Origin of the sequence: Serratia sp. 1D1416, from assembly GCF_003641105.1 — a bacterium.
In the GTDB taxonomy this organism is placed as follows: Bacteria; Pseudomonadota; Gammaproteobacteria; order Enterobacterales; family Enterobacteriaceae; genus Serratia; species Serratia ficaria.
In genome coordinates, this window is the sequence record NZ_CP032738.1 from 1,076,051 (window position 1) to 1,099,450 (window position 23,400).

Sequence of the window (23,400 nt, forward strand, 5' to 3'; positions counted from 1 at the left end):
CGGTGTGAAGCAGAGAACCAAATGAAAATAATTATTCTTGGTGCAGGTCAGGTTGGCGGCACGCTGGCGGAAAACCTGGTGGGCGAAAATAACGATATCACCGTGGTGGATACCGACTCCGGCCGCCTGCGGCAGCTGCAGGACAAATTTGACCTGCGGGTGGTTCAGGGACACGGCTCTCACCCGCGCGTACTGCGCGAAGCCGGCGCAGAAGACGCCGACATGCTGGTTGCCGTCACCAACTCTGACGAAACCAATATGGTCGCCTGCCAGATCGCCTATTCTCTGTTTAATACCCCCAACCGCATCGCCCGCATTCGCGCGCCGGAATATATTCGCGAGTCGGAAAAGCTGTTCCAGCCCGAAGCGGTGCCGATTGATCACCTGATCTCGCCGGAACAGCTGGTTATCGATTACATCTACAAGCTGATCGAATACCCGGGGGCGCTGCAGGTGGTGAACTTTGCCGAAGGCAAGGTCAGCATCGCGGCGGTCAAGGCCTATTACGGCGGCCCGCTGGTCGGCAATGCGCTGTCCTCCATGCGCGAGCATATGCCGCACATCGATACCCGCGTCGCCGCTATTTTCCGCCAGGATCGGCCGATTCGCCCGCAGGGTTCAACCATTATCGAGGCCGGTGACGAAGTGTTCTTCGTCGCCGCTTCGCAGCATATCCGCGCGGTAATGAGCGAACTGCAGCGGCTGGAAAAACCCTATAAGCGCATCATGATCGTCGGCGGCGGCAACGTCGGCGCCGGCCTGGCCCAGCGGTTGGAAAAATCTTACAACGTGAAGCTGATTGAGCGTAATCAGCAGCGCGCCGCCGAACTGGCCGAGCAGCTGCACGATACCATCGTATTCTATGGCGACGCTTCCGATCAGGAACTGCTGGCGGAAGAGCACGTCGAACAGGTGGACGTGTTTATCGCCATCACCAACGACGATGAAGCCAACATCATGTCGGCGATGCTGGCCAAGCGCATGGGCGCCAAGAAAGTGATGGTGCTGATCCAGCGCCGCGCCTATGTCGACCTGGTGCAGGGCAGCGTGATCGATATTGCCATTTCACCGCAGCAGGCGACGATTTCGGCTTTATTGGGCCACGTGCGCAAGGCGGATATCGTCAGCGTTTCTTCACTGCGCCGCGGCGTGGCCGAAGCGATTGAGGCCATTGCTCACGGTGATGAAAGCACCTCGAAAGTGGTCGGCCGCATCGTCGAAGATATCAAACTGCCGCCGGGTACCACCATCGGTGCGATCGTGCGCGGCGACGACGTTATCATCGCCAACGGCAACAGCAAAATTGAACAGGGCGATCACGTCATCATGTTTATTACCGACAAAAAATTCGTACCGGACGTTGAGCGGCTGTTCCAGCCGAGCCCATTCTTCCTGTAGAACAAATGCCGGCATGGATAGTCTATAATTGCGAGGTTGTTCTCTGCCGTGGAAAGAGATAAAACTTTTCTCTCCTTTTATGGCAAAGGGAAATTGCTTTGTTAAACTTGAGTTATTAATTCTGCAAGGGGTGCGTTCTATGAGTATGTTAAAAGAGTTCCGCGAATTTGCCATGCGTGGCAACGTGGTCGATCTGGCGGTGGGTGTGATTATCGGTGCGGCATTCGGTAAGATCGTATCGTCATTCGTTGCCGATATCATCATGCCGCCGCTGGGTTTATTGATCGGCGGCGTTGATTTCAAACAGTTCCACCTGGTATTACGTGAAGCTCAGGGCACCGTACCGGCAGTGGTAATGAACTACGGTTCGTTCATCCAGACCGTTTTTGATTTCGTTATTGTTGCCTTCGCTATTTTCCTGGCAATTAAGCTGATGAACAAAATGCGTCGCAAACAGGCGGAAGAGCCGGCAGCCCCTCCGGCACCGACTGCAGAAGAGAAGCTGCTGACTGAAATTCGTGATTTGCTGAGCCAACAGCAACAGCCAAAACTGTAAAACGGATTAGGCCATTCAAATAAAAAGCCATCTTATCAAGATGGCTTTTTTAATGTCTTAAAACCAGAAGGCCAGTGGTAAATTATCGCCTGATCGTTTACCACTGGCCTCCCAGCTGCCGCCTTTAGCGTGTTTGTCTTTACGCCGGTAGCTGCCTTTCCCTTTGACGTTCTTTTCTACCCGCTGGCGGAATAACGGGTCATGCAACAGCGCCTCAATGGCGTTATCCTGAATCTGGCCTTTGGTATGACGATACTTTGTCATGGTAATGCTCCTGTTAAAGGTATGGTTATAACGCCTGGCGATAATACTGCCGGCCGCATAAAAATTAAAGCGGCATCAGCCGCCTTTTTTACATTTTTCGTCACTGGCGCCCTGTTCCAGCGCTTCCAGAATAGAGCAATAGTTGCTGGTGTGGGCCGTGCCGCAGCAGGCATCGCTCAATCTTTGCAATGAGTCCCGCATCCGGCTCAATTCAGCCAGCTTGCTTTGCACTTCACTGAGGCGCGCGTCGACAATCGACTTCGACTCCTGGCAGGTATGATGTTCAGGATCGACGCGGATCGACAGCAGCTCGGCGATCGTTTCCAGCGTAAAGCCCAGCTGTTTAGCATAGCGGATAAACCGCAGGCGCTGCAGATCCTGATCGCTATAGAGCCGATAGCCGCCTTCGGTACGGACGTTATGATCCATCATGCCCTGCTTCTCGTAGTAGCGCACGGTATCCGGCGTCACATCAGCCAGCTTGGCCAATTGGCCGATTTTGAACATCACTTTTCCTCCCGGGTAAATTTGCCATCCAACGCACGCTGATATTCTCCATGCAGGAAGTCGGTGCTCATTCCCGCCTGATGCAAACGGTATTCGAGGAGCGCCATGCGCTTACCGAGCTCGGCATAGTCCGGATGCTCACTGCCGATCTCTTGCAGCAATTTGGCCAAGGTTAACGCCTCTTTGCGAGCCTGCAACTCCGGCGGCACATAGCCGGCATTCTTCAGCAGGCGAAAGCCGGCGCGCAGCTCGGCGGGCACCGCACTGTCATCATCCAGCGCCAGCGGCTGGCCCTGACCCGGCAAATTATCAAACTCGCCCTTTTCCTGGGCTTGGTGAATATGACGTTCCGCCCATTGATCGAGTAACCACATGGCATGCCGCCCCAGTTAGCCTGATTAATAGCCATAGCATAGCGGATAGGGATGGGGATCTTAAGACTGGCGGGGAAAAGACAGCACGTTTGGCTGGCTTTGGACGTAAAAAAACCGGGCAAGCCCGGTTTTTTTACGCGTCTACAGATTACTCTGCAGTTGCCACTTCTGCTTGAGACTCAGCACGATCAACCAGCTCGATGTATGCCATCGGCGCGTTGTCGCCTGCGCGGAAGCCACACTTCAGAATGCGAGTGTAACCACCGGCACGGCTCGCGAAACGCGGGCCCAGCTCGTTAAACAGTTTTGCCACGATCTCGTTATCACGAGTACGGGCGAATGCCAGACGACGATTAGCTACGCTGTCGGTCTTGGCAAGAGTAATCAGCGGCTCAACAACGCGACGCAGCTCTTTCGCTTTTGGCAGGGTCGTCTTGATGATCTCATGACGAACCAAAGAGCCGGCCATGTTACGGAACATAGCCTGGCGATGGCTGCTGTTACGGTTCAGTTGACGACCACTCTTACGATGGCGCATGACCTTATCCTTCTCAGTAAAACCTTAACCTGTGATCCGGTTACTCGTCAGCAATGCTTGCCGGCGGCCAGTTTTCCAGGCGCATGCCCAGAGACAGACCACGTGAGGCCAGCACGTCTTTAATCTCGGTAAGAGATTTTTTACCCAGGTTCGGCGTTTTCAGCAACTCAACCTCGGTACGCTGTACCAGATCACCGATGTAGTGGATAGCTTCTGCCTTGAGGCAGTTAGCAGAGCGGACAGTCAATTCCAGATCGTCAACAGGGCGCAGCAGGATCGGATCGAACTCTGGTTTCTCTTCTTTAACTTCCGGTTGACGCACGTCACGCAGGTCAACGAAAGCTTCAAGTTGTTCAGCCAGAATGGTAGCCGCACGGCGGATCGCCTCTTCAGGATCGATCGTGCCATTGGTTTCCATCTCGATTACCAGCTTGTCCAGGTCAGTACGCTGTTCTACACGCGCTGCTTCAACATTGTAGGCAATACGCTCTACAGGGCTATAGCAGGCGTCAACCAACAGACGACCGATCGGGCGCTCATCTTCTTCCGAATGAATTCGGGCAGAAGCCGGCACATAACCACGACCGCGCTGAACTTTGATACGCATGCTGATAGCAGCGTTCTCATCGGTCAGGTGGCAGATCACATGCTGAGGCTTGACGATTTCGACATCACCATCATGGGTGATGTCGGCAGCGGTCACAGGGCCAATGCCAGATTTATTCAGGGTAAGAATAACTTCGTCTTTGCCTTGAACTCTCACCGCCAGCCCTTTCAGGTTGAGCAGGATCTCCAGGATATCTTCCTGTACGCCTTCTTTGGTGCTGTACTCATGCAGTACACCATCAATCTCAACCTCGGTCACCGCGCAACCCGGCATAGATGAAAGCAGAATACGGCGCAGTGCGTTGCCAAGAGTATGGCCAAAGCCACGCTCTAAAGGCTCAAGGGTCACCTTGGCGTGCGTCGAACTGACTTGCTCGATATCTACCAGGCGCGGTTTTAGAAACTCTGTCACAGAACCCTGCATTGTGTCCTCTCTTTGGTACTAAGCTTTACTTGGAGTAAAGCTCGACGATCAGGTGTTCGTTAATGTCCGCAGACAGATCGGTACGTTCAGGCATACGCTTGAACACGCCTTCCATCTTAGCAGCATCAACTTCCAGCCAAGTCGGCTTTTCACGCTGCTCAGCCAGCTCCAGAGAAGCTTTAACACGAGACTGCTTTTTAGCCTTCTCGCGGATGCTGACTACGTCATTCGGAGATACCTGATAAGAAGCGATGTTAACAACGCGACCGTTTACCATAATTGCTTTGTGGCTAACCAGCTGACGTGACTCTGCACGAGTAGCGCCGAAGCCCATACGGTAAACAACGTTGTCCAGACGACCTTCCAGCAGTTGCAACAGGTTTGCACCGGTGTTGCCCTTCAGGCGTGCTGCTTCTTTGTAATAGTTACGGAATTGACGCTCCAGAACACCGTACATACGGCGAACTTTCTGCTTCTCACGTAACTGTACACCATAGTCAGACAGACGCGGTTTACGCGCACCGTGTTGACCAGGCGGTTGCTCAATTTTGCATTTTGAATCGATCGCGCGAACGCCAGACTTCAGGAACAGGTCTGTGCCCTCACGGCGGCTAAGCTTGAGCTTAGGACCCAAATATCTTGCCATTTTCTTTCTCCAACAATCCGAAAAGCGGCGGCGTTATACGCGGCGCTTTTTCGGCGGACGACAACCGTTATGAGGGATCGGAGTCACATCAGTAATATTAGTGATGCGGAAACCAGCCGCGTTCAGAGCGCGGATAGTAGACTCACGACCAGGACCAGGTCCTTTAACCATAACTTCCAGGTTCTTGATACCGTATTCTTTTACTGCTTCAGCACAACGTTCGGCTGCAACCTGAGCTGCAAACGGAGTTGACTTACGAGAACCACGGAAACCGGAACCACCGGCAGTTGCCCAACCCAAAGCATTACCCTGACGATCGGTAATAGTAACAATGGTGTTGTTGAAAGAAGCATGGATATGAGCCACGCCGTCAGAGACTTGCTTTCTTACACGCTTGCGTGTACGAACAGGTGCCTTTGCCATTATTCAATCACCCCGATTATTTCTTGATCGGTTTACGCGGACCCTTACGGGTACGTGCGTTGGTCTTAGTACGCTGACCGCGAACTGGCAGACCACGACGATGGCGCAAACCACGATATGTACCAAGATCCATCAGACGCTTGATGCTCAGGGTAACTTCACGACGCAAATCACCTTCTACGGTGAATTTGGCGACTGCTTCACGCAGCTGTTCAATTTGCTCTTCAGACAGCTCACTGATCTTAACATTTTCAGCAATGCCCGTAGATGCACAGATAGACTGTGAACGGGTTTTACCGATGCCGAAGATCGCGGTTAAGGCGATAACGGTATGTTTATGATCAGGAATGTTAATGCCTGCTATACGGGCCACTATGCACTCCTACTATTTTATACGGCAACACCATTCTGAAAAGCCCGTTTTCAGGATACTCAAATAATGTTGCAGCTACATACAAAAGATTGGCTGGCTAATCTAGCCAGCTCAACCCAACTTTGCAAGAAAAATATGCGAGATAATCAGCCTTGACGCTGTTTATGCTTCGGCTCGGCGCTGCAAATCACACGAACGACACCGTTACGCTTAACGATTTTGCAGTTACGACATAATTTCTTGACGGAAGCACGAACTTTCATTTTTACTCTCCGTAACTTCTCAAACGAATCTGACTAGCGGTTATAGCCTTTCAGATTTGCTTTCTTCAATGCAGACTCGTACTGACTTGACATCATCAGAGTTTGCACTTGAGCCATAAAGTCCATGATGACGACAACCACGATCAGTAGCGAGGTACCACCAAAGTAGAATGGTACTTTCATTGCATCACGCATGAACTCCGGGATCAGGCAGATGAAAGTAATGTACATCGCGCCCACCAGGGTTAAACGCGTCATTACTTTATCGATGTACTTCGCCGTTTGCTCTCCCGGACGAATTCCTGGTACGAAGGCACCGGACTTCTTCAGGTTATCTGCTGTCTCACGCGGGTTGAAAACCAACGCCGTGTAGAAGAAACAGAAGAAGATGATTGCAGACGCATAGAGTAACACATAAAGCGGTTGCCCTGGCTGCAAATACAGCGAAATCGTTGTCAGCCAGTTCCAACCGGTACCGCCCCCAAACCATGATGCGATCGTGGCCGGGAACAGAATAATGCTGGAAGCGAAGATTGCCGGGATAACCCCTGCCATGTTCACTTTCAACGGTAAGTGTGTGCTCTGTGCTGCGTAAACACGACGACCTTGTTGACGTTTCGCATAGTTAACGACGATACGACGTTGACCACGTTCGATGAAAACAACGAAGAAGGTTACTGCAAACACCAATACTGCAACCAACAGCAACAGGAGGAAGTGCAGGTCGCCTTGCCGGGCTTGCTCGATAGTATGGGCCACTGCCGGCGGAAGTCCCGCTACGATACCCGCGAAGATAATGATTGAGATACCGTTGCCGATACCACGCTCAGTAATCTGCTCGCCCAGCCACATCAGGAACATCGTCCCGGTCACCAGGCTCACAACCGCAGTAAAGTAGAATGCAAAGCCTGGGTTTAACACCAGGCCCTGCATACCAGGCATATTCGGCAGACCGGTAGCAATACCGATCGACTGGAATATGGCCAATACCAGCGTACCGTAACGGGTGTACTGGCTAATCTTGCGACGGCCAGCCTCCCCTTCTTTCTTGATTTCTGCCAACGCCGGATGAACCACCGTTAACAGCTGGATGATGATCGACGCCGAAATATACGGCATGATCCCCAGGGCAAAGATAGAAGCACGGCTGAGGGCACCACCAGAGAACATGTTAAACATTTCAATGATAGTGCCTCTCTGCTGCTCAAGCAATTTGGCAAGCACAGTGGCATCGATACCAGGAATCGGAATAAAAGAGCCGATACGGAAGACAATCAGCGCGCCGATGACAAACAAAAGTCTGCGCTTCAGCTCGCCGAGCCCGCCTTTAGCACTTTGAAAATCTAATCCTGGTTGCTTAGCCATCTGCTACTTATTCCTCAATTTTACCGCCAGCAGCCTCGATAGCAGCACGAGCGCCTTTGGTGACACGCAGACCACGCAGGGTAACCGGACGAGCGATTTCGCCAGAAAGCATAACTTTCACGAATTCGATCTGGATACCAACTACGTTAGCGGCTTTCAGCGCGTTCAGGTCGATTACGTCGCCTTCGATCAGAGCCAGCTCAGACAGACGAACTTCTGCCGTGATCATAGCTTTGCGAGAGGTGAAGCCGAATTTCGGCAAACGACGATATAAAGGCATCTGACCACCTTCAAACCCGCGACGTACGCCACCGCCAGAACGTGAGTTCTGACCTTTGTGACCACGGCCGCCGGTTTTACCCAGGCCAGAACCAATACCACGACCTACACGCTTCGGCGCATGCTTGGCACCTTCAGCCGGAGACAGAGTATTTAAACGCATCTGTTACTCCTCAACTTTAACCATGTAGGAAACCAGGTTGACCATACCGCGAACAGCAGGAGTATCCTCGCGCTCTACGGTGTGACCAATACGACGCAGACCCAGACCGAGCAGTGTAGCTTTATGCTTCGGCAGACGGCCAATGGAGCTGCGAACTTGTGTTACTTTGATAGTCTTAGCCATGGTCAATTACCCCAGAATGTCTGCAACGGATTTACCACGCTTGGCAGCGACCATTTCAGGGGACTTCATATTTGCCAAAGCATCGATAGTTGCACGAACCACGTTGATCGGGTTGGTGGAACCATAAGCTTTAGCCAATACGTTGTGCACCCCAGCGACTTCCAGGACGGCGCGCATTGCACCACCGGCGATAATACCGGTACCTTCGGAAGCCGGCTGCATGAACACACGGGAACCCGTATGAGCACCTTTAACAGGGTGCTGCAGGGTGCCGCTGTTCAGCGCGACGTTCATCATGTTGCGACGGGCTTTTTCCATCGCTTTCTGGATCGCTGCTGGAACTTCGCGAGCTTTGCCGTAGCCAAAACCTACGCGACCGTTACCATCACCAACTACAGTCAGTGCGGTAAAGCTGAAAATACGGCCACCTTTTACGGTTTTGGATACGCGGTTTACCGCGATCAGCTTTTCCTGCAGTTCGCCAGCTTGTTTTTCGATGTGAGCCATCTTAAACCTCTTCCTTAGAACTGAAGGCCAGCTTCACGGGCAGCATCTGCCAGTGCCTGGACTCGACCATGATATTGGAAACCGGAACGGTCAAAGGATACTTTCGCAATCCCTTTTTCCAACGCGCGCTCAGCCAGGGCTTTGCCCACTGCTGCTGCTGCGTCTTTGTTACCGGAATACTTCAGTTGCTCAGTGATAGCTTTTTCTAAAGTAGAAGCGGCTACCAGAACTTCAGAACCGTTTGGAGCAATTACCTGTGCGTAAATGTGACGCGGGGTACGATGTACCACCAGGCGGGTTGCACCCAGTTCTTTGAGCTTACGGCGTGCGCGGGTCGCACGACGGATACGAGCAGATTTCTTATCCATAGTGTTACCTTACTTCTTCTTAGCCTCTTTGGTACGCACGACTTCGTCGGCGTAACGGACACCCTTGCCTTTGTAAGGCTCAGGACGGCGGTAGGCACGCAGATCTGCAGCAACCTGGCCAATAACCTGCTTATCAGCGCCTTTCAGCACGATTTCAGTTTGGCTTGGGCATTCAGCAGTAATACCTGCTGGCAGCTGGTGATCGACAGGGTGAGAGAAGCCCAGGGCTAAATTCACCACGTTGCCTTTTACGGCAGCACGATAACCAACACCTACCAGTTGAAGCTTCTTGGTGAAGCCTTCGGTAACACCAACTACCATTGCGTTCAGCAGAGCGCGCGTAGTACCCGCTTGGGCCCAGGCGTTAGCAAAACCTTCGCGCGGGGCGAAAGTCAGTGCGTTAGCTTCTTGCTTCACTTCAACGGCGTCGTGGACAGTACGAGTCAGCTCGCCGTTCTTACCCTTAATCGAAATAACCTGACCGTTGAGTTTTACCTCTACGCCGGCAGGAATGACGACGGGTGCTTTTGCAACACGAGACATTCTTTCCTCCCGAATTAAGCTACGTAGCAGATAATCTCGCCACCAAGACCAGCCTGGCGAGCTGCACGATCGGTCATAACACCTTTAGAGGTAGAAATAACAGCGATACCCAAACCGGCCATAACTTTTGGCAGCTCATCTTTTTTCTTATAGATTCGCAGACCTGGACGGCTGATACGCTGAATGCTTTCTACCACTGCCTTGCCCTGGAAGTACTTCAGTACCAGTTCCAGAACAGGCTTGGCGTCGCCTTCGATTTTGAAATCTTCAATAAAACCTTCTTCCTTCAGCACGTTGGCGATTGCCAATTTCAGCTTGGAGGAAGGCATGGTGACCGCAACTTTGTTCGCGGCTTGACCGTTACGGATACGGGTCAGCATATCCGCGATCGGATCTTGCATGCTCATCTGTCTTTACTCCCGTGATTCAATTGGTAATTACCAGCTAGCCTTTTTCAAGCCTGGTACTTCACCGCGCATAGCGGCTTCACGTAGCTTGATACGGCTCAACCCGAATTTGCCCACATAACCATGTGGACGGCCAGTTTGGCGGCAGCGTTTACGCTGACGAGACGGGCTGGAATCACGCGGCAGAGTTTGCAGCTTGAGAACAGCATCCCAACGATCTTCGTCGGAAGAGTTCACACCAGAAATGATAGCTTTCAATTCCTCGCGTTTAGCGCGGTACTTGTCAGCCAGTTTCACGCGAACGACTTCGCGTGCTTTCATTGATTGCTTAGCCATCAGTAACCCTGCCTTACTTGCGGAACGGGAAGTTAAAAGCAGCCAACAGCGCGCGGCCTTCATCATCAGATTTCGCAGTAGTGGTAATGGTAATATCCAAACCACGAACGCGATCGACTTTGTCGTAGTCGATTTCTGGGAAGATGATTTGCTCGCGCACACCCATGCTGTAGTTACCACGGCCATCGAATGACTTGGCGGACAGGCCACGGAAGTCACGGATACGTGGAACAGCAATGGAAATCAGACGCTCAAAGAACTCCCACATGCGTTCGCCACGCAGAGTTACTTTACAGCCGATCGGATAGCCCTGGCGGATTTTGAAGCCTGCAACAGATTTGCGGGCTTTGGTGATCAGCGGTTTTTGACCGGAGATTGCTGTCAGGTCAGCTGCTGCGTTATCCAGCAGTTTCTTGTCAGCGATCGCTTCACCAACACCCATGTTCAGGGTGATCTTCTCGACCCGAGGGACTTGCATGACAGAGTTGTAATCAAACTGAGACATCAGTTGTTTGACTACCTCGTCTTTGTAGTAATCATGCAGTTTCGCCATCGTATTACTCCAAATTACTTGATAGTTTCGCTGTTAGACTTGAAGAAACGGACTTTTTTGCCGTCTTCGAATCTAAAGCCTACACGGTCAGCCTTACCGGTAGCCGCGTTGAAGAGAGCAATGTTAGAAACCTGAATTGCAGCTTCTTTTTCAACAATGCCGCCTGGTTGGTTCAGGGCCGGAACCGGCTTCTGATGTTTCTTAACCAGGTTGATACCTTCAACAATGACCTTGCCAGCAGACAGGACATTTTTTACTTTACCGCGTTTACCTTTGTCTTTCCCGGTAAGCACGATAACTTCGTCATCACGACGGATTTTCGCTGCCATGGTTCGCTCCTTAGAGTACTTCTGGTGCCAGAGAGATAATTTTCATGAACTTCTCATTACGCAGTTCACGAGTTACCGGCCCAAAAATACGCGTACCGATAGGCTGCTCGCTGTTATTGTTTAAAATAACGCATGCATTACCATCGAAGCGAATGACAGAACCGTCCGGGCGACGTACACCCTTCTTGGTGCGCACCACTACCGCCTTCAGCACATCGCCTTTCTTCACCTTACCGCGAGGAATTGCTTCCTTGATGGTAATTTTGATGATGTCGCCGACGCCTGCGTAGCGACGGTGCGAGCCACCTAGAACCTTGATACACATTACGCGACGTGCACCGGAGTTGTCGGCGACGTTCAGCATAGTCTGTTCTTGGATCATTTTAGTGCTCCGCTAATGTCAACTACTACTTTAAGACCTAAGTAATTTTCAGGTCGTTGAAAAGCCCCATAACCGAGGGCGCAGCATTATAACACCGCTTCCAGAGTATGGGTAGAAAAAATAAACGGCTCATTTTCTGAGCCGTTTATTAGGTGAGAGCCAGCTACTCTATTACAGAATCGCTTTCTCTACAACGCGAACCAACGTCCAGGACTTAGTCTTGGACAGTGGGCGGCATTCGCGGATTTCCACCACGTCGCCGATACCACATTCGTTGTTCTCGTCATGTACGTGCAGCTTGGTCGTACGCTTGATGAATTTCCCGTAGATCGGGTGCTTCACCGTGCGCTCGATAGCGACAACCAGGGATTTCTCCATTTTGTCACTAATAACACGACCCTGCAGAGTACGGATAATATCAGTCATTTACACACCCGCCTTTTCAGTCAGTAAAGTCTTAACGCGTGCGACGTCACGACGCACTTGTTTCAACAGGTGAGTTTGTTGCAGTTGGCCACTGGCCGCCTGCATGCGCAAGTTGAATTGCTCACGCAGCAGGTTGAGCAGCTCAGTGTTCAGCTCTTCAACGCTTTTTTCACGCAGCTCTTGTGCTTTCATTACATCACCGTCTTAGTTACAAAGGTGGTTTTGATCGGCAGTTTCGCTGCTGCCAGTTTGAATGCCTCGCGGGCAACCTCTTCTGGCACGCCGTCCATTTCGTACAGGACCTTACCAGGCTGGATCAGGGCAACCCAATACTCCACGTTACCCTTACCTTTACCCATACGCACTTCCAGCGGCTTCTCGGTGATCGGTTTGTCCGGGAATACACGGATCCAGATCTTACCTTGACGCTTAACTGCACGAGTCATTGCACGACGAGCTGCTTCGATTTGACGAGCAGTCAGACGGCCACGGCCAACAGCTTTCAGACCGAAAGTGCCGAAGCTAACATCCGTACCCTGCGCCAGACCACGGTTGCGGCCCTTGTGCATCTTACGGAATTTTGTACGCTTTGGTTGTAACATCAGCGACTCTCCTTACTTGCGGCCTTTACGCTGCTGCTTTTTAGGTTGAGCAGCCGGTTCCGGTTGTTCAACTGCAGCCATACCACCCAGGATCTCACCTTTGAAGATCCATACCTTAACGCCGATTACACCATAAGTGGTGTGCGCTTCAGATGTGTTGTAATCGATGTCCGCACGCAGTGTGTGCAACGGAACACGACCTTCACGGTACCATTCGGTACGCGCGATTTCAGCACCGCCAAGACGGCCGCTTACTTCAACTTTGATACCTTTAGCGCCAAGACGCATTGCGTTCTGTACAGCACGCTTCATAGCACGACGGAACATAACGCGACGTTCCAGCTGGGAAGTGATGCTGTCAGCAACCAATTTAGCGTCGAGTTCCGGTTTACGGACTTCGGCGATGTTAATCTGTGCAGGAACGCCAGCGATATCCGCTACGACCTTACGCAGTTTTTCGACATCTTCACCTTTCTTGCCGATAACGATGCCTGGACGAGCAGTGTGAATAGTCACACGGATGCTCTTCGCAGGACGCTCGATAACGATGCGAGAAACGGAAGCTTTCGCCAGTTCCTTAGTCAGGAATTGACGAACTTTAAAGTCGCTGTCCAGGTTGTCAGCGAATTCTTTGGTATTCGCATACCAAGTAGAGTTCCAAGGTTTGACAATACCCAGGCGAATACCATTAGGATGTACTTTCTGACCCATTGCTAGTCTCCAGAGTCTCAGCGATCGGACACAACCACAGTAATGTGGCTGGTGCGCTTCAGGATGCGATCTGCACGACCTTTCGCACGCGGCATAATGCGCTTCATGCTTGGGCCTTCGTCTACGAAGATTTTCGTGACTTTCAGATCATCGATGTCAGCGCCATCGTTGTGTTCTGCGTTAGCAATGGCAGACTCCAGCACTTTCTTAACCAGACCAGCAGCTTTCTTGTTGGTGTAGGTCAGAGTTTCCAGAGCTTGCGACACTTTCTTACCGCGGATCAGGTCTGCAACAAGGCGAACCTTCTGAGCAGAAGAACGAGCGTGGCGATGTTTAGCGATAGTTTCCATCTCTTCCTCCTACCTTAGCGCTTTTTAGCTTTTTTATCAGCCGCATGGCCGCGATAAGTACGAGTCGGCGCGAATTCACCCAGTTTGTGACCGACCATTTCATCGGAAACGAACACTGGTACGTGCTGACGACCATTATGGACAGCGATGGTCAAACCGATCATGTTAGGAAAGATCGTTGAACGACGGGACCAAGTGCGCAAAGGCTTCTTGTCACCGCTTTCCACCGCTTTCTCTACCTTCTTCAGCAAGTGCAGGTCAATAAAAGGACCTTTCTTGAGAGAACGTGGCATGGCTTATCCTCTAATTATTTTTTGCTACGGCGACGTACGATGAACTTATCAGTACGCTTGTTGCTACGGGTCTTCTTACCTTTGGTCTGAACGCCCCACGGAGTTACCGGGTGCTTACCAAAGTTACGACCTTCACCACCACCGTGCGGGTGATCTACCGGGTTCATCGCCGTACCGCGAACGGTAGGACGAACACCACGCCAACGTGCAGCACCTGCTTTACCCAGAACGCGAAGCATATGTTCAGCGTTACCGACTTCACCCAGGGTGGCGCGGCAATCAACTGGAACTTTACGCATTTCGCCTGAGCGCAGACGCAGAGTTACGTAGGAACCATCACGAGCAACGATCTGAACGTAGGCACCGGCTGAACGAGCCATCTGGCCGCCTTTACCTGGTTTCATTTCTACGTTGTGAACCGTTGAACCAACTGGGATGTTACGCATCGGCAGGGTGTTACCCGTTTTGATTGCAGCATCAACGCCAGATTGAATCTGGTCACCAGCTTTCAGGCCTTTCGGCGCCAGGATGTAACGGCGTTCGCCGTCTTTGTACAGAACCAGCGCGATGTTCGCGGAACGGTTCGGATCGTACTCCAGACGCTCAACCACAGCAGGGATACCGTCTTTGTTGCGCTTGAAGTCAACCAGACGATAATGTTGCTTGTGGCCACCACCGATATGACGGGTGGTGATACGGCCATTGTTGTTACGACCACCGCTTTTGCTCAGTTTTTCCAGCAGCGGGGCATAAGGTTTACCCTTGTGCAGCTCAGGGTTAACCACTTTAACAACGTGGCGACGACCCGGAGATGTAGGTTTACATTTAACAATTGCCATTGTTCTTACTCCTCCGACTTACTCTGCGCCGCCGATGAAGTCCAGATTCTGGCCTTCTTTCAGGGTGACGTAAGCTTTTTTCCAGTCGCTACGACGACCAACACGCTGACCGTGACGTTTCACTTTCCCTTTAACTACCAGGGTGTTCACGTCTTCGACTTCGACTTCAAACAGTTTCTGCACTGCAGCTTTGATTTCTGCTTTGGTCGCGTCTTTGGCAACTTTGAGTACGATGGTGTTGCTTTTTTCCATCGCAGCGGATGCTTTTTCAGATACGTGCGGTGCACGCAGCACTTTCAGCAAACGTTCTTCACGGATCATGCCAGCATCTCCTCAACTTGCTTCACAGCATCAGCAGTCATAACCACTTTGTCGAAGGCGATCAGGCTAACCGGATCGATACCTGCTACATCGCGCACGTCAACCTTGTACAGGTTGCGAGCTGCCAGGAACAGATTCTCATCCAGTTCACCGGTCACGATCAGCACGTCTTCCAGAGCCATATCTTTCAGTTTCTGTGCCAGCAGCTTAGTTTTAGGCGCTTCTACAGAGAACTTCTCGACAACGATCAGACGATCTTGACGTACCAGTTCGGACAGGATGCTTTTCAGCGCGCCGCGGTACATCTTTTTGTTTACTTTCTGACTGTGGTCCTGTGGCTTGGCAGCGAAGGTCACACCACCGGAACGCCAGATCGGGCTCTTTACAGAACCTGAACGCGCACGGCCGGTACCTTTCTGACGCCATGGCTTTTTGCCGGAACCAGTCACTTCAGCACGGGTCTTCTGAGCACGGGTACCTTGACGGGCACCTGCTGCATAAGCAACAACAACCTGGTGTACCAGCGCTTCGTTGAAATCACGACCGAAGGTAGTTTCGGAAACAGTCAGCGCGCTTTGCGCGTCTTTCAATACTAATTCCATTGCTATCCCCTTACGCCTTCACAGCTGGTTTAACGATCAGGTTGCCACCGGTTGCGCCCGGTACAGCACCCTTAACCAGCAGCAGGTTGCGCTCAGCGTCAACACGTACTACGTCCAGGCTTTGAACGGTTACACGCTCGTCACCCAGGTGGCCAGCCATTTTCTTGCCTTTGAACACTTTGCCCGGAGTCTGGTTCTGACCGATAGAACCCGGAACGCGGTGAGACAAGGAGTTACCGTGGGTAGCGTCTTGGGTACGGAAGTTCCAGCGCTTTACAGTGCCAGCAAAACCTTTACCTTTAGAAGTACCGGTAACATCGACTTTTTTAACGTCAGCGAAGATTTCTACGCTGATTTCTTGACCTGCAGCGAACTCTTGACCTTCTTCAAGGCGGAATTCCCACAGACCACGGCCAGCTTCAACGCCAGCTTTAGCGAAATGACCCGCTTCCGGTTTGGTCACACGGTTAGCTTTTTTGCTACCGGTAGTGACCTGAATGGCACGGTATCCGTCGTTCGCCAGGTCTTTAACCTGAGTCACGCGGTTCGCTTCAATTTCAATCACGGTTACTGGGATAGAAACGCCATCTTCAGTGAAGATACGAGTCATGCCCACTTTTTTACCGACTAAACCAATCATTGTTTCAACCTCTCAATCGCTCAATGACCTGATTAACCCAGGCTGATCTGCACGTCTACACCGGCAGCCAGATCCAGACGCATCAGAGCATCAACGGTTTTCTCGGTTGGCTCAACGATGTCAACCAGACGCTTGTGAGTGCGAATCTCGTACTGATCGCGCGCGTCTTTGTTAACGTGCGGAGAGATCAGAACGGTAAAGCGCTCTTTGCGAGTTGGCAGCGGGATCGGACCACGGACTTGCGCACCAGTGCGCTTAGCAGTCTCGACGATTTCCGCGGTTGATTGATCGATCAGACGATGATCAAACGCTTTCAGGCGGATACGGATTCTTTGGTTCTGCATGAGACCAGAGCTCCAATTATTTATAAACGTAAATAATTACTCCTCACACCCATTTCGATTGATGGGGGAGTGTAATCGTCAACATATAACCCCCATATCGGGAGTATTGTTCGAAAGGCAAAAACGGCCTGCCAATCGACTGATTCGCTAAAATCAGGCTTACCAAGATTAGGTAAGCCCGCGCATTATACGCAAAATGAGCCAGGAAGCAAGCCGCAGTTGGAAATATGCTCAGGATATCGCCACTTTTAATGAAGAGGGGAATTCAACGCGGCAGAACGCGCGAAAAGGAATGGTTTATGCACGGAGCGATGCGGGCGGGGCTCCCCTGCCCCGCCGCACATGCCATGCGGCCGCCGGCAGAAGAGTCATCGGCGTAGGTAAAAGCGATAATGTCAGTCTTTGCGTTCCAGGATCTGGGCCTGGGCGTAATTTTGGATACCCAGCCGCGCAATCAGATCCAGTTCGGTTTCCAGCCAGTCGATGTGCTCTTCCTCATCGGCCAGGATTTCTATCATCAGGTCGCGGCTGACGTAATCGTGAATGGAATCAGCATAGGCGATACCTTCGCGCAGGTTCTTGGCGCCGTCGAGCTCCAAAGCCAGATCGGAGCGCAGCATCTCTTCGATGTCCTCGCCGATGTTCAGCTTGCCGAGGTCCTGCAGATTAGGCAGACCTTCCAGAAACAGAATGCGCTCGATGTAGCGATCGGCATGTTTCATTTCGTCGATCGACTCGTGATATTCCTTGTCGTTGAGGCGCATTAAACCCCAATTCTTGAACATGCGGGCGTGCAGGAAATATTGATTGATGGCAACCAGCTCGTTTCCAAGCAGCTTGTTGAGGTGAGCAATGATCTTTTTATCGCCTTTCATAGGTAAATCCTCCTGACCGGTTCTAAAAGTGTAGAACCTGTAGGCCAAGAGTCAAAAAATAACCCTACCTTTTGTTAGGCAACTTCGTGCATCGGAATAATGGTTCCGCGTTCCTCCACCATAATTTGTCTTGCCTGACGAATGCATTTTCCACAGTCGGTACCAATCGGCACTAATTCACGCAGCTGCTTCATGGTATGAGGATTGTGCTGACGCACGGCCTTGCGGATCGCTTTGTCAGTCACGGCATTACACAGACATACATACATAGAGAGACTCACTTCTTAACCAATATTCTGAGTCTAAATAAGAATGCTTTTTATTTCAATTAAGATTTATACGAATTGCATAAAAAAAGGGCACCGAAGTGCCCTCTTTATTGTGTCGAAAAATTATACGCGATTAAGCGATAACTTTAGCAACAACACCAGCGCCTACAGTACGGCCGCCTTCACGGATTGCGAAACGCAGACCGTCGTCCATCGCGATTGGGTGAATCAGGGTAACAACCATGTTCACGTTGTCGCCAGGCATTACCATCTCAACGCCTTCTGGCAGTTCGATGGTACCGGTCACGTCAGTAGTACGGAAGTAGAACTGTGGACGGTAGCCTTTGAAGAATGGAGTGTGACGACCACCTTCTTCTTTGCTCAGGATGTAAACTTCTGAGTCGAATTTGGTGTGTGGCTTGATGGAACCTGGTTTAGCCAGAACCTGACCACGTTCGATGTCTTCACGCTTGATACCACGCAGCAGAACACCTACGTTCTCACCGGCACGGCCTTCGTCCAGCAGTTTGCGGAACATTTCAACGCCGGTACAAGTAGACTTAACGGTGTCTTTGATACCAACGATTTCAACTTCTTCGCCAACTTTGATGATACCGCGCTCAACACGACCGGTAACCACGGTACCACGACCGGAGATGGAGAATACGTCTTCGATTGGCAGCAGGAACGGCTTGTCGATAGCGCGCTCTGGTTCTGGGATGTAAGTATCCAGGTGGCCAGCCAGCTCGATGATTTTAGCTTCCCACTCGGCTTCGCCTTCCAGCGCTTTCAGCGCGGAACCGCGAACTACCGGCAGGTCATCGCCAGGGAAGTCGTAAGCGGACAGCAGTTCGCGAACTTCCATTTCTACCAGTTCCAGCAGCTCTTCATCATCAACCATGTCGCATTTGTTCATGAATACGATGATGAAAGGAACGCCAACCTGACGACCCAGCAGGATGTGCTCACGGGTCTGAGGCATTGGGCCGTCAGTCGCAGCAACAACCAGGATAGCGCCGTCCATCTGAGCAGCACCGGTGATCATGTTTTTAACGTAGTCGGCGTGCCCTGGGCAGTCAACGTGCGCGTAGTGGCGAGTCGGGGTGTCATACTCAACGTGGGAAGTGTTGATGGTGATACCACGAGCTTTTTCTTCTGGCGCGTTATCGATCTGGTCGAAAGCACGTGCAGAACCGCCGTAGGTTTTAGCCAGAACGGTGGTGATCGCTGCAGTCAGGGTAGTTTTACCGTGGTCAACGTGGCCGATAGTACCAACGTTAACGTGCGGTTTGGAACGTTCAAATTTTTCTTTAGACACGGCTATATTCCTTACTCTTATGCTCCCCCCTCATGGAGAGAGCACTGATCAATGTGTTAAACCCGAAAGCTTATTTACCACGGGCTTCAATAACGGCCTGAGCGACGTTGTTCGGCGCATCATCGTACTTCAGGAACTCCATGGAGTAAGAAGCACGGCCTTTGGTCAGAGAACGCAGTTGAGTTGCGTAGCCGAACATCTCGGACAACGGAACTTCAGCGTGAATCTGAACGCCGGTAGCGTTGGATTCCTGACCTTTCAGTTGACCACGACGACGGCTAAGGTCACCGATGACGTCACCAGTGTTCTCTTCCGGCGTTTCAACTTCAACCTTCATGATCGGCTCAAGCAAAACAGGTTTCGCTTTCTTAAAGCCATCTTTAAAGGCGATAGACGCGGCCAGTTTAAACGCCAATTCGGAGGAGTCAACATCGTGGAAAGAACCGAAATGCAGACGCACACCGAGATCAACTACCGGGTAACCGGCCAGTGGACCAGACTTCATCTGCTCCTGGAGGCCTTTATCAATGGCAGGGATGTATTCCGTTGGGATCACACCGCCTTTGATGTCATTGACGAACTCGTAGCCTTTCGCATTTGAGCCCGGCTCCAGTGGGTACATGTCGATAACAACATGACCATACTGACCACGACCACCAGACTGCTTGGCGTGTTTACCTTCGATATCGGTAACTTTGGCGCGAATCGCTTCACGGTAAGCAACCTGAGGTTTACCCACGTTAGCTTCTACGTTGAATTCACGCTTCATGCGGTCAACCAGGATGTCCAGGTGAAGCTCACCCATACCTGCGATGATGGTCTGACCTGATTCTTCGTCAGTCCATACGCGGAATGATGGGTCTTCCTTCGCCAGACGGCCCAGAGCCAGACCCATTTTTTCCTGGTCAGCTTTGGTTTTTGGTTCAACTGCAACGGAGATCACCGGCTCAGGGAATTCCATGCGCTCCAGAATGATCACGTGGTTTGGATCACACAGGGTGTCACCGGTAGTCACGTCTTTCAGACCGATAGCCGCAGCGATGTCGCCTGCGCGAACTTCTTTGATCTCTTCACGCTTGTTAGCGTGCATCTGAACGATACGGCCCAGACGCTCACGCGCCGCCTTAACGGAGTTCAGCACGGTGTCGCCGGAGTTAACGATACCGGAGTACACGCGGAAGAAGGTCAGGTTACCCACGAACGGGTCGGTAGCAATTTTGAAGGCCAGTGCAGCAAATGGCTCATCATCGCTAGCGTGACGCTCAGCCGGGGTATCTTTACCGTCGTCCAGGATGCCGTTGATCGCAGGTACGTCAACCGGGGATGGCAGGTAATCAATTACCGCATCCAGCATTGCCTGCACGCCTTTGTTTTTAAAGGCGGAACCACAGGTAACCAAGATGATTTCGTTGTTCAGCACGCGCTGACGCAGAGAGGTCTTGATTTCTTCCTCGGTCAGCTCTTCGCCGCCCAAGTACTTGTCCATCAGTTCATCAGAAGCTTCAGCTGCCGATTCAACCAGGTTCTGGCGCCATTCTGCGGCCAGCTCTTGCATGTCAGCCGGGATCTCTTCGTATTCGAAGGTCACGCCTGCATCAGCTTCGTTCCAGTTGATGGCTTTCATTTTCACCAGGTCGATAACGCCGGTGAATTTCTCTTCTGCGCCGATAGCCAGCTGCAGTGGAACCGGGTTAGCGCCCAGACGAGATTTGATCTGACCAACAACTTTCAGGAAGTTGGCACCCATGCGGTCCATTTTGTTAACGAACGCGATGCGTGGAACTTTGTATTTGTTAGCCTGACGCCATACAGTTTCAGACTGTGGCTGAACACCACCAACAGCACAGTAAACCATTACCGCACCATCAAGAACACGCATGGAACGTTCTACTTCGATGGTGAAGTCAACGTGTCCCGGGGTGTCGATGATGTTTACGCGGTGCGGTTCAAACTGCTTGGCCATACCAGACCAGAAGGCAGTAGTCGCTGCAGAAGTGATGGTAATACCACGCTCCTGCTCCTGTTCCATCCAGTCCATGGTGGCAGCGCCGTCATGAACTTCACCGATTTTGTGGTTTACACCGGTGTAGAACAGAATACGTTCGGTAGTGGTGGTTTTACCGGCGTCGATGTGAGCACTGATACCGATGTTACGATAGCGCTCAATGGGTGTTGTACGAGCCATTTGATTCCTCTATTCCTAGGGCGTTCAAGTTCGGTTAACCCAAGCGGGTTGGCTTGACGCGCCCGCTTGGTTAGCATAACTACTGCGTGGCAATTACCAGCGGTAGTGGGCGAACGCCTTGTTGGCTTCGGCCATACGGTGAACGTCTTCACGCTTCTTAACAGCAGAACCTTTGTTCTCTGCTGCGTCAGACAGCTCGTTCGCCAGGCGCAGAGCCATGGATTTATCACCGCGTTTACGTGCAGCATCAACGATCCAACGCATTGCCAGAGCATTACGACGGACCGGGCGGACTTCAACTGGTACCTGATAAGTAGAACCACCAACGCGGCGAGACTTAACTTCTACAGTCGGGCGAACGTTGTCGAGAGCTACTTCGAAAGCTTCCAGGTGCTCTTTACCAGAACGCTGAGCCAGGGTCTCCAGCGCGGTATAGACGATTGCTTCTGCAGTAGATTTTTTACCGTCTACCATCAGGATATTTACAAATTTGGCCAACAGCTCGGATCCGAACTTAGGATCTGGCAGGATTTTACGTTGGCCGATTACGCGACGACGTGGCATGGAAATACTCCGTTGTTAATTCAGGATTGTCCAAAACTCTACGAGTTTATTTTGACATTAAAGTGAAAATGTTTGGCCTTACTTAACGGAGAACCATTAAGCCTTTGGCTTCTTCACGCCGTACTTGGAACGAGCTTGCTTACGGTCTTTAACACCGGAGCAGTCAAGTGCACCACGGACGGTGTGGTAACGCACACCTGGCAGGTCTTTAACACGACCGCCACGGATCAGGATCACGGAGTGTTCCTGCAGGTTGTGACCTTCACCACCGATGTAGGAAGTCACTTCGAAACCGTTGGTCAAACGCACACGGCAAACTTTACGCAGTGCGGAGTTTGGTTTTTTCGGGGTGGTGGTATATACGCGGGTACATACGCCACGTTTCTGCGGGCAAGCTTCCAGCGCTGGAACGTTGCTTTTAGCAGCCTTCACAGAGCGTGGTTTGCGAACCAGCTGATTAATTGTTGCCATTAAAAAAGCTCCTGGTTTTTGCTTCGTACTAGCTTCGTAAACATGTGATAAATCCCCTCGTATGCACTACTGGCAAAGTACGAGGACGCAGAATTTTATGGCTGACCAGTAGAGGTGTCAAGAAATATACAACATCACTCTCATCACCAGGCCATTTGGCTGCGATGTTTTTCGGTTAATTCAACGAAGTGATTATAGCCGACGACGGCTATCTTGTGTGAAAAATGACCAGCCAGCCCTCTGGCTTCCAGGTCGTCCTGCAGCGCATACAGGGATATGGGGGCGCTGAGCAGCAATTCAAGATGCGCGCCGCCGGCCAGGCCTGCCAGCACGCCGTCCTGCAGCAACAGCAGGGCGTCGCCTTCCGCCGTCAGGCGCAGCAGCGCGGGTAAATCGCATTGCGAGGGAGCATGGCTCAGGGTATACAGCATCAAAAATTCCTAAAAGGTCATCACCGCATCAAAACCGGCCAGCGCGCGGCGCAATTCGTCCGGCGCCAGCACCTCGGCGTCCAGCACCCAATCCTTCACCTGGCTCAGGCCGCGCTCCTGCAGCGAAGCCTGGCACAGATAGCATTGCTCGACGTCATACAGCGGCAGCACGCCAAAGGTGGCGATGTAATTGCGCGCCAGAATTTTTTCCGGCTGCTGGCCGGGCAGCAGCTGCAACACGCCGTCGCCGATAAAAAACACGCCCAGATCTTCACTTAACGCCGAGGTGGCGAGCAAGGCGTCCAGCCCTTCCCTGCCGCCGGCGTTGCCGTGCGGCCCGTGGGTAAACACAAAAGCGACTCGTTTCATCAT

The 23,400-nt window shown here is 51.8% G+C and carries 41 protein-coding genes; 2 read left to right on the top strand and 39 right to left on the bottom strand.

What is annotated here, in order from left to right:
- The first annotated feature begins 21 nt into the window (after positions 1–21).
- Together trkA and mscL are read left to right on the top strand one after the other, a co-directional pair.
- Positions 22–1,398, top strand: coding sequence for a Trk system potassium transporter TrkA (gene trkA / locus D7I37_RS05160; protein ID WP_061800485.1), 1,377 nt, complete (start codon positions 22–24; stop codon positions 1,396–1,398).
- Between the two features lie 139 nt (positions 1,399–1,537).
- Positions 1,538–1,954: a large-conductance mechanosensitive channel protein MscL gene (mscL, locus tag D7I37_RS05165; protein ID WP_061800483.1), complete on the top strand. Its 417-nt coding sequence runs from the start codon at positions 1,538–1,540 to the stop codon at positions 1,952–1,954.
- Between the two features lie 57 nt (positions 1,955–2,011).
- On the opposite strand, the gene D7I37_RS05170 is transcribed toward mscL, so the two are convergent.
- The 39 genes from D7I37_RS05170 to tusC form a co-directional block, all read right to left on the bottom strand.
- Complete coding sequence (locus D7I37_RS05170) at positions 2,012–2,218, bottom strand: alternative ribosome-rescue factor A (protein WP_061800480.1); 207 nt, start codon at positions 2,216–2,218, stop codon at positions 2,012–2,014.
- A gap of 75 nt (positions 2,219–2,293) precedes the next feature.
- Complete coding sequence (gene zntR / locus D7I37_RS05175) at positions 2,294–2,725, bottom strand: Zn(2+)-responsive transcriptional regulator (RefSeq protein ID WP_061800478.1); 432 nt, start codon at positions 2,723–2,725, stop codon at positions 2,294–2,296.
- On the bottom strand, positions 2,725–3,099 hold the full coding sequence (locus tag D7I37_RS05180; protein WP_061800476.1) for a DUF1992 domain-containing protein: 375 nt from the start codon (positions 3,097–3,099) through the stop codon (positions 2,725–2,727). Before D7I37_RS05180 ends, zntR begins: the two co-directional genes overlap by 1 nt.
- A gap of 148 nt (positions 3,100–3,247) precedes the next feature.
- Positions 3,248–3,637: a 50S ribosomal protein L17 gene (gene rplQ / locus D7I37_RS05185; RefSeq protein ID WP_004929726.1), complete on the bottom strand. Its 390-nt coding sequence runs from the start codon at positions 3,635–3,637 to the stop codon at positions 3,248–3,250.
- 40 nt (positions 3,638–3,677) lie between these two features.
- Positions 3,678–4,667 (bottom strand): DNA-directed RNA polymerase subunit alpha, encoded by a 990-nt coding sequence (rpoA, locus tag D7I37_RS05190; RefSeq protein ID WP_002919219.1) that lies wholly within the window; start codon positions 4,665–4,667, stop codon positions 3,678–3,680.
- A gap of 25 nt (positions 4,668–4,692) precedes the next feature.
- Positions 4,693–5,313, bottom strand: a complete 621-nt coding sequence (gene rpsD, locus D7I37_RS05195; protein WP_061800475.1) for a 30S ribosomal protein S4 — start codon at positions 5,311–5,313, stop codon at positions 4,693–4,695.
- Between the two features lie 33 nt (positions 5,314–5,346).
- On the bottom strand, positions 5,347–5,736 hold the full coding sequence (gene rpsK, locus D7I37_RS05200) for a 30S ribosomal protein S11 (protein ID WP_004956154.1): 390 nt from the start codon (positions 5,734–5,736) through the stop codon (positions 5,347–5,349).
- Between the two features lie 16 nt (positions 5,737–5,752).
- Complete coding sequence (rpsM, locus tag D7I37_RS05205) at positions 5,753–6,109, bottom strand: 30S ribosomal protein S13 (protein ID WP_061800472.1); 357 nt, start codon at positions 6,107–6,109, stop codon at positions 5,753–5,755.
- Positions 6,110–6,255: 146 nt separating this feature from the next.
- Positions 6,256–6,372 (bottom strand): 50S ribosomal protein L36, encoded by a 117-nt coding sequence (gene rpmJ, locus D7I37_RS05210; RefSeq protein ID WP_002227352.1) that lies wholly within the window; start codon positions 6,370–6,372, stop codon positions 6,256–6,258.
- Between the two features lie 33 nt (positions 6,373–6,405).
- Complete coding sequence (gene secY / locus D7I37_RS05215) at positions 6,406–7,737, bottom strand: preprotein translocase subunit SecY (protein ID WP_004929740.1); 1,332 nt, start codon at positions 7,735–7,737, stop codon at positions 6,406–6,408.
- 7 nt (positions 7,738–7,744) lie between these two features.
- Complete coding sequence (rplO, locus tag D7I37_RS05220; protein WP_061800470.1) at positions 7,745–8,179, bottom strand: 50S ribosomal protein L15; 435 nt, start codon at positions 8,177–8,179, stop codon at positions 7,745–7,747.
- A 3-nt stretch (positions 8,180–8,182) separates the two neighbouring features.
- The gene (rpmD, locus tag D7I37_RS05225) at positions 8,183–8,362 is read right to left on the bottom strand and encodes a 50S ribosomal protein L30 (protein WP_073970395.1); all 180 of its coding nucleotides are present in this window, start codon (positions 8,360–8,362) and stop codon (positions 8,183–8,185) included.
- A 6-nt stretch (positions 8,363–8,368) separates the two neighbouring features.
- Positions 8,369–8,869 (bottom strand): 30S ribosomal protein S5, encoded by a 501-nt coding sequence (rpsE, locus tag D7I37_RS05230; RefSeq protein ID WP_004956164.1) that lies wholly within the window; start codon positions 8,867–8,869, stop codon positions 8,369–8,371.
- 14 nt (positions 8,870–8,883) lie between these two features.
- Positions 8,884–9,237, bottom strand: coding sequence for a 50S ribosomal protein L18 (rplR, locus tag D7I37_RS05235; protein ID WP_021182221.1), 354 nt, complete (start codon positions 9,235–9,237; stop codon positions 8,884–8,886).
- A gap of 9 nt (positions 9,238–9,246) precedes the next feature.
- Positions 9,247–9,780 carry a 50S ribosomal protein L6 gene (gene rplF, locus D7I37_RS05240; RefSeq protein ID WP_020837235.1) on the bottom strand — a complete coding sequence of 178 codons (534 nt, stop codon included), beginning with the start codon at positions 9,778–9,780 and terminating at the stop codon, positions 9,247–9,249.
- A 14-nt stretch (positions 9,781–9,794) separates the two neighbouring features.
- Positions 9,795–10,187 (bottom strand): 30S ribosomal protein S8, encoded by a 393-nt coding sequence (gene rpsH, locus D7I37_RS05245; protein ID WP_061800468.1) that lies wholly within the window; start codon positions 10,185–10,187, stop codon positions 9,795–9,797.
- A gap of 30 nt (positions 10,188–10,217) precedes the next feature.
- Positions 10,218–10,523: a 30S ribosomal protein S14 gene (gene rpsN / locus D7I37_RS05250; protein WP_037425862.1), complete on the bottom strand. Its 306-nt coding sequence runs from the start codon at positions 10,521–10,523 to the stop codon at positions 10,218–10,220.
- Between the two features lie 13 nt (positions 10,524–10,536).
- Entirely contained in the window at positions 10,537–11,076 is a 540-nt protein-coding gene (rplE, locus tag D7I37_RS05255; RefSeq protein ID WP_061800465.1) for a 50S ribosomal protein L5, read from the bottom strand.
- 14 nt (positions 11,077–11,090) lie between these two features.
- Positions 11,091–11,405: a 50S ribosomal protein L24 gene (rplX, locus tag D7I37_RS05260; RefSeq protein ID WP_061800463.1), complete on the bottom strand. Its 315-nt coding sequence runs from the start codon at positions 11,403–11,405 to the stop codon at positions 11,091–11,093.
- Between the two features lie 10 nt (positions 11,406–11,415).
- The gene (gene rplN, locus D7I37_RS05265) at positions 11,416–11,787 is read right to left on the bottom strand and encodes a 50S ribosomal protein L14 (protein ID WP_000613954.1); all 372 of its coding nucleotides are present in this window, start codon (positions 11,785–11,787) and stop codon (positions 11,416–11,418) included.
- Positions 11,788–11,958: 171 nt separating this feature from the next.
- Entirely contained in the window at positions 11,959–12,213 is a 255-nt protein-coding gene (rpsQ, locus tag D7I37_RS05270; protein ID WP_061800460.1) for a 30S ribosomal protein S17, read from the bottom strand.
- Entirely contained in the window at positions 12,214–12,405 is a 192-nt protein-coding gene (gene rpmC / locus D7I37_RS05275; protein ID WP_004956182.1) for a 50S ribosomal protein L29, read from the bottom strand.
- Positions 12,405–12,815: a 50S ribosomal protein L16 gene (gene rplP, locus D7I37_RS05280; protein ID WP_004951171.1), complete on the bottom strand. Its 411-nt coding sequence runs from the start codon at positions 12,813–12,815 to the stop codon at positions 12,405–12,407. Before rplP ends, rpmC begins: the two co-directional genes overlap by 1 nt.
- A gap of 12 nt (positions 12,816–12,827) precedes the next feature.
- A complete protein-coding gene (rpsC, locus tag D7I37_RS05285) occupies positions 12,828–13,526 on the bottom strand; it encodes a 30S ribosomal protein S3 (protein WP_004956187.1) in 699 nt (232 codons plus the stop codon).
- Positions 13,527–13,543: 17 nt separating this feature from the next.
- Entirely contained in the window at positions 13,544–13,876 is a 333-nt protein-coding gene (gene rplV / locus D7I37_RS05290; RefSeq protein ID WP_002223844.1) for a 50S ribosomal protein L22, read from the bottom strand.
- Between the two features lie 14 nt (positions 13,877–13,890).
- Positions 13,891–14,169, bottom strand: coding sequence for a 30S ribosomal protein S19 (gene rpsS, locus D7I37_RS05295; RefSeq protein ID WP_004929772.1), 279 nt, complete (start codon positions 14,167–14,169; stop codon positions 13,891–13,893).
- Positions 14,170–14,183: 14 nt separating this feature from the next.
- The gene (rplB, locus tag D7I37_RS05300) at positions 14,184–15,008 is read right to left on the bottom strand and encodes a 50S ribosomal protein L2 (RefSeq protein ID WP_073970394.1); all 825 of its coding nucleotides are present in this window, start codon (positions 15,006–15,008) and stop codon (positions 14,184–14,186) included.
- A gap of 18 nt (positions 15,009–15,026) precedes the next feature.
- Positions 15,027–15,329 carry a 50S ribosomal protein L23 gene (rplW, locus tag D7I37_RS05305; RefSeq protein WP_004951179.1) on the bottom strand — a complete coding sequence of 101 codons (303 nt, stop codon included), beginning with the start codon at positions 15,327–15,329 and terminating at the stop codon, positions 15,027–15,029.
- On the bottom strand, positions 15,326–15,931 hold the full coding sequence (gene rplD, locus D7I37_RS05310) for a 50S ribosomal protein L4 (RefSeq protein ID WP_004929779.1): 606 nt from the start codon (positions 15,929–15,931) through the stop codon (positions 15,326–15,328). The genes rplW and rplD overlap by 4 nt, the downstream gene beginning before the upstream one ends.
- 10 nt (positions 15,932–15,941) lie before the next feature.
- Positions 15,942–16,571 (bottom strand): 50S ribosomal protein L3, encoded by a 630-nt coding sequence (rplC, locus tag D7I37_RS05315; protein ID WP_095099548.1) that lies wholly within the window; start codon positions 16,569–16,571, stop codon positions 15,942–15,944.
- A 32-nt stretch (positions 16,572–16,603) separates the two neighbouring features.
- On the bottom strand, positions 16,604–16,915 hold the full coding sequence (gene rpsJ / locus D7I37_RS05320) for a 30S ribosomal protein S10 (RefSeq protein WP_001181005.1): 312 nt from the start codon (positions 16,913–16,915) through the stop codon (positions 16,604–16,606).
- A 395-nt stretch (positions 16,916–17,310) separates the two neighbouring features.
- Entirely contained in the window at positions 17,311–17,790 is a 480-nt protein-coding gene (bfr, locus tag D7I37_RS05325) for a bacterioferritin (protein ID WP_061800456.1), read from the bottom strand.
- A gap of 74 nt (positions 17,791–17,864) precedes the next feature.
- The gene (bfd, locus tag D7I37_RS05330) at positions 17,865–18,059 is read right to left on the bottom strand and encodes a bacterioferritin-associated ferredoxin (RefSeq protein ID WP_071919937.1); all 195 of its coding nucleotides are present in this window, start codon (positions 18,057–18,059) and stop codon (positions 17,865–17,867) included.
- 133 nt (positions 18,060–18,192) lie between these two features.
- On the bottom strand, positions 18,193–19,377 hold the full coding sequence (tuf, locus tag D7I37_RS05335) for an elongation factor Tu (RefSeq protein ID WP_095099556.1): 1,185 nt from the start codon (positions 19,375–19,377) through the stop codon (positions 18,193–18,195).
- A 70-nt stretch (positions 19,378–19,447) separates the two neighbouring features.
- Entirely contained in the window at positions 19,448–21,562 is a 2,115-nt protein-coding gene (fusA, locus tag D7I37_RS05340; protein WP_061798855.1) for an elongation factor G, read from the bottom strand.
- A 93-nt stretch (positions 21,563–21,655) separates the two neighbouring features.
- Positions 21,656–22,126, bottom strand: coding sequence for a 30S ribosomal protein S7 (gene rpsG / locus D7I37_RS05345; protein WP_061798857.1), 471 nt, complete (start codon positions 22,124–22,126; stop codon positions 21,656–21,658).
- A gap of 96 nt (positions 22,127–22,222) precedes the next feature.
- Positions 22,223–22,597, bottom strand: coding sequence for a 30S ribosomal protein S12 (gene rpsL, locus D7I37_RS05350; RefSeq protein WP_004930426.1), 375 nt, complete (start codon positions 22,595–22,597; stop codon positions 22,223–22,225).
- Between the two features lie 143 nt (positions 22,598–22,740).
- The gene (gene tusB, locus D7I37_RS05355) at positions 22,741–23,028 is read right to left on the bottom strand and encodes a sulfurtransferase complex subunit TusB (RefSeq protein WP_061798859.1); all 288 of its coding nucleotides are present in this window, start codon (positions 23,026–23,028) and stop codon (positions 22,741–22,743) included.
- Positions 23,029–23,037: 9 nt separating this feature from the next.
- Positions 23,038–23,397: a sulfurtransferase complex subunit TusC gene (tusC, locus tag D7I37_RS05360; RefSeq protein WP_061798860.1), complete on the bottom strand. Its 360-nt coding sequence runs from the start codon at positions 23,395–23,397 to the stop codon at positions 23,038–23,040.
- Positions 23,398–23,400: the final 3 nt, after the last annotated feature.

What these genes read in the sequence shown, in the direction of transcription:
- trkA (WP_061800485.1), top strand. Translation starts at nt 22, where the DNA reads ATGAAAATAATTATTCTTGGTGCAGGTCAGGTTGGCGGCACGCTGGCG.
- mscL (WP_061800483.1), top strand. Translation starts at nt 1,538, where the DNA reads ATGAGTATGTTAAAAGAGTTCCGCGAATTTGCCATGCGTGGCAACGTG.
- D7I37_RS05170 (WP_061800480.1), bottom strand. Translation starts at nt 2,218, where the DNA reads ATGACAAAGTATCGTCATACCAAAGGCCAGATTCAGGATAACGCCATT.
- zntR (WP_061800478.1), bottom strand. Translation starts at nt 2,725, where the DNA reads ATGTTCAAAATCGGCCAATTGGCCAAGCTGGCTGATGTGACGCCGGAT.
- D7I37_RS05180 (WP_061800476.1), bottom strand. Translation starts at nt 3,099, where the DNA reads ATGTGGTTACTCGATCAATGGGCGGAACGTCATATTCACCAAGCCCAG.
- rplQ (WP_004929726.1), bottom strand. Translation starts at nt 3,637, where the DNA reads ATGCGCCATCGTAAGAGTGGTCGTCAACTGAACCGTAACAGCAGCCAT.
- rpoA (WP_002919219.1), bottom strand. Translation starts at nt 4,667, where the DNA reads ATGCAGGGTTCTGTGACAGAGTTTCTAAAACCGCGCCTGGTAGATATC.
- rpsD (WP_061800475.1), bottom strand. Translation starts at nt 5,313, where the DNA reads ATGGCAAGATATTTGGGTCCTAAGCTCAAGCTTAGCCGCCGTGAGGGC.
- rpsK (WP_004956154.1), bottom strand. Translation starts at nt 5,736, where the DNA reads ATGGCAAAGGCACCTGTTCGTACACGCAAGCGTGTAAGAAAGCAAGTC.
- rpmJ (WP_002227352.1), bottom strand. Translation starts at nt 6,372, where the DNA reads ATGAAAGTTCGTGCTTCCGTCAAGAAATTATGTCGTAACTGCAAAATC.
- secY (WP_004929740.1), bottom strand. Translation starts at nt 7,737, where the DNA reads ATGGCTAAGCAACCAGGATTAGATTTTCAAAGTGCTAAAGGCGGGCTC.
- rplO (WP_061800470.1), bottom strand. Translation starts at nt 8,179, where the DNA reads ATGCGTTTAAATACTCTGTCTCCGGCTGAAGGTGCCAAGCATGCGCCG.
- rpmD (WP_073970395.1), bottom strand. Translation starts at nt 8,362, where the DNA reads ATGGCTAAGACTATCAAAGTAACACAAGTTCGCAGCTCCATTGGCCGT.
- rpsE (WP_004956164.1), bottom strand. Translation starts at nt 8,869, where the DNA reads ATGGCTCACATCGAAAAACAAGCTGGCGAACTGCAGGAAAAGCTGATC.
- rplR (WP_021182221.1), bottom strand. Translation starts at nt 9,237, where the DNA reads ATGGATAAGAAATCTGCTCGTATCCGTCGTGCGACCCGCGCACGCCGT.
- rplF (WP_020837235.1), bottom strand. Translation starts at nt 9,780, where the DNA reads ATGTCTCGTGTTGCAAAAGCACCCGTCGTCATTCCTGCCGGCGTAGAG.
- rpsH (WP_061800468.1), bottom strand. Translation starts at nt 10,187, where the DNA reads ATGAGCATGCAAGATCCGATCGCGGATATGCTGACCCGTATCCGTAAC.
- rpsN (WP_037425862.1), bottom strand. Translation starts at nt 10,523, where the DNA reads ATGGCTAAGCAATCAATGAAAGCACGCGAAGTCGTTCGCGTGAAACTG.
- rplE (WP_061800465.1), bottom strand. Translation starts at nt 11,076, where the DNA reads ATGGCGAAACTGCATGATTACTACAAAGACGAGGTAGTCAAACAACTG.
- rplX (WP_061800463.1), bottom strand. Translation starts at nt 11,405, where the DNA reads ATGGCAGCGAAAATCCGTCGTGATGACGAAGTTATCGTGCTTACCGGG.
- rplN (WP_000613954.1), bottom strand. Translation starts at nt 11,787, where the DNA reads ATGATCCAAGAACAGACTATGCTGAACGTCGCCGACAACTCCGGTGCA.
- rpsQ (WP_061800460.1), bottom strand. Translation starts at nt 12,213, where the DNA reads ATGACTGATATTATCCGTACTCTGCAGGGTCGTGTTATTAGTGACAAA.
- rpmC (WP_004956182.1), bottom strand. Translation starts at nt 12,405, where the DNA reads ATGAAAGCACAAGAGCTGCGTGAAAAAAGCGTTGAAGAGCTGAACACT.
- rplP (WP_004951171.1), bottom strand. Translation starts at nt 12,815, where the DNA reads ATGTTACAACCAAAGCGTACAAAATTCCGTAAGATGCACAAGGGCCGC.
- rpsC (WP_004956187.1), bottom strand. Translation starts at nt 13,526, where the DNA reads ATGGGTCAGAAAGTACATCCTAATGGTATTCGCCTGGGTATTGTCAAA.
- rplV (WP_002223844.1), bottom strand. Translation starts at nt 13,876, where the DNA reads ATGGAAACTATCGCTAAACATCGCCACGCTCGTTCTTCTGCTCAGAAG.
- rpsS (WP_004929772.1), bottom strand. Translation starts at nt 14,169, where the DNA reads ATGCCACGTTCTCTCAAGAAAGGTCCTTTTATTGACCTGCACTTGCTG.
- rplB (WP_073970394.1), bottom strand. Translation starts at nt 15,008, where the DNA reads ATGGCAATTGTTAAATGTAAACCTACATCTCCGGGTCGTCGCCACGTT.
- rplW (WP_004951179.1), bottom strand. Translation starts at nt 15,329, where the DNA reads ATGATCCGTGAAGAACGTTTGCTGAAAGTGCTGCGTGCACCGCACGTA.
- rplD (WP_004929779.1), bottom strand. Translation starts at nt 15,931, where the DNA reads ATGGAATTAGTATTGAAAGACGCGCAAAGCGCGCTGACTGTTTCCGAA.
- rplC (WP_095099548.1), bottom strand. Translation starts at nt 16,571, where the DNA reads ATGATTGGTTTAGTCGGTAAAAAAGTGGGCATGACTCGTATCTTCACT.
- rpsJ (WP_001181005.1), bottom strand. Translation starts at nt 16,915, where the DNA reads ATGCAGAACCAAAGAATCCGTATCCGCCTGAAAGCGTTTGATCATCGT.
- bfr (WP_061800456.1), bottom strand. Translation starts at nt 17,790, where the DNA reads ATGAAAGGCGATAAAAAGATCATTGCTCACCTCAACAAGCTGCTTGGA.
- bfd (WP_071919937.1), bottom strand. Translation starts at nt 18,059, where the DNA reads ATGTATGTATGTCTGTGTAATGCCGTGACTGACAAAGCGATCCGCAAG.
- fusA (WP_061798855.1), bottom strand. Translation starts at nt 21,562, where the DNA reads ATGGCTCGTACAACACCCATTGAGCGCTATCGTAACATCGGTATCAGT.
- rpsG (WP_061798857.1), bottom strand. Translation starts at nt 22,126, where the DNA reads ATGCCACGTCGTCGCGTAATCGGCCAACGTAAAATCCTGCCAGATCCT.
- rpsL (WP_004930426.1), bottom strand. Translation starts at nt 22,597, where the DNA reads ATGGCAACAATTAATCAGCTGGTTCGCAAACCACGCTCTGTGAAGGCT.
- tusB (WP_061798859.1), bottom strand. Translation starts at nt 23,028, where the DNA reads ATGCTGTATACCCTGAGCCATGCTCCCTCGCAATGCGATTTACCCGCG.
- tusC (WP_061798860.1), bottom strand. Translation starts at nt 23,397, where the DNA reads ATGAAACGAGTCGCTTTTGTGTTTACCCACGGGCCGCACGGCAACGCC.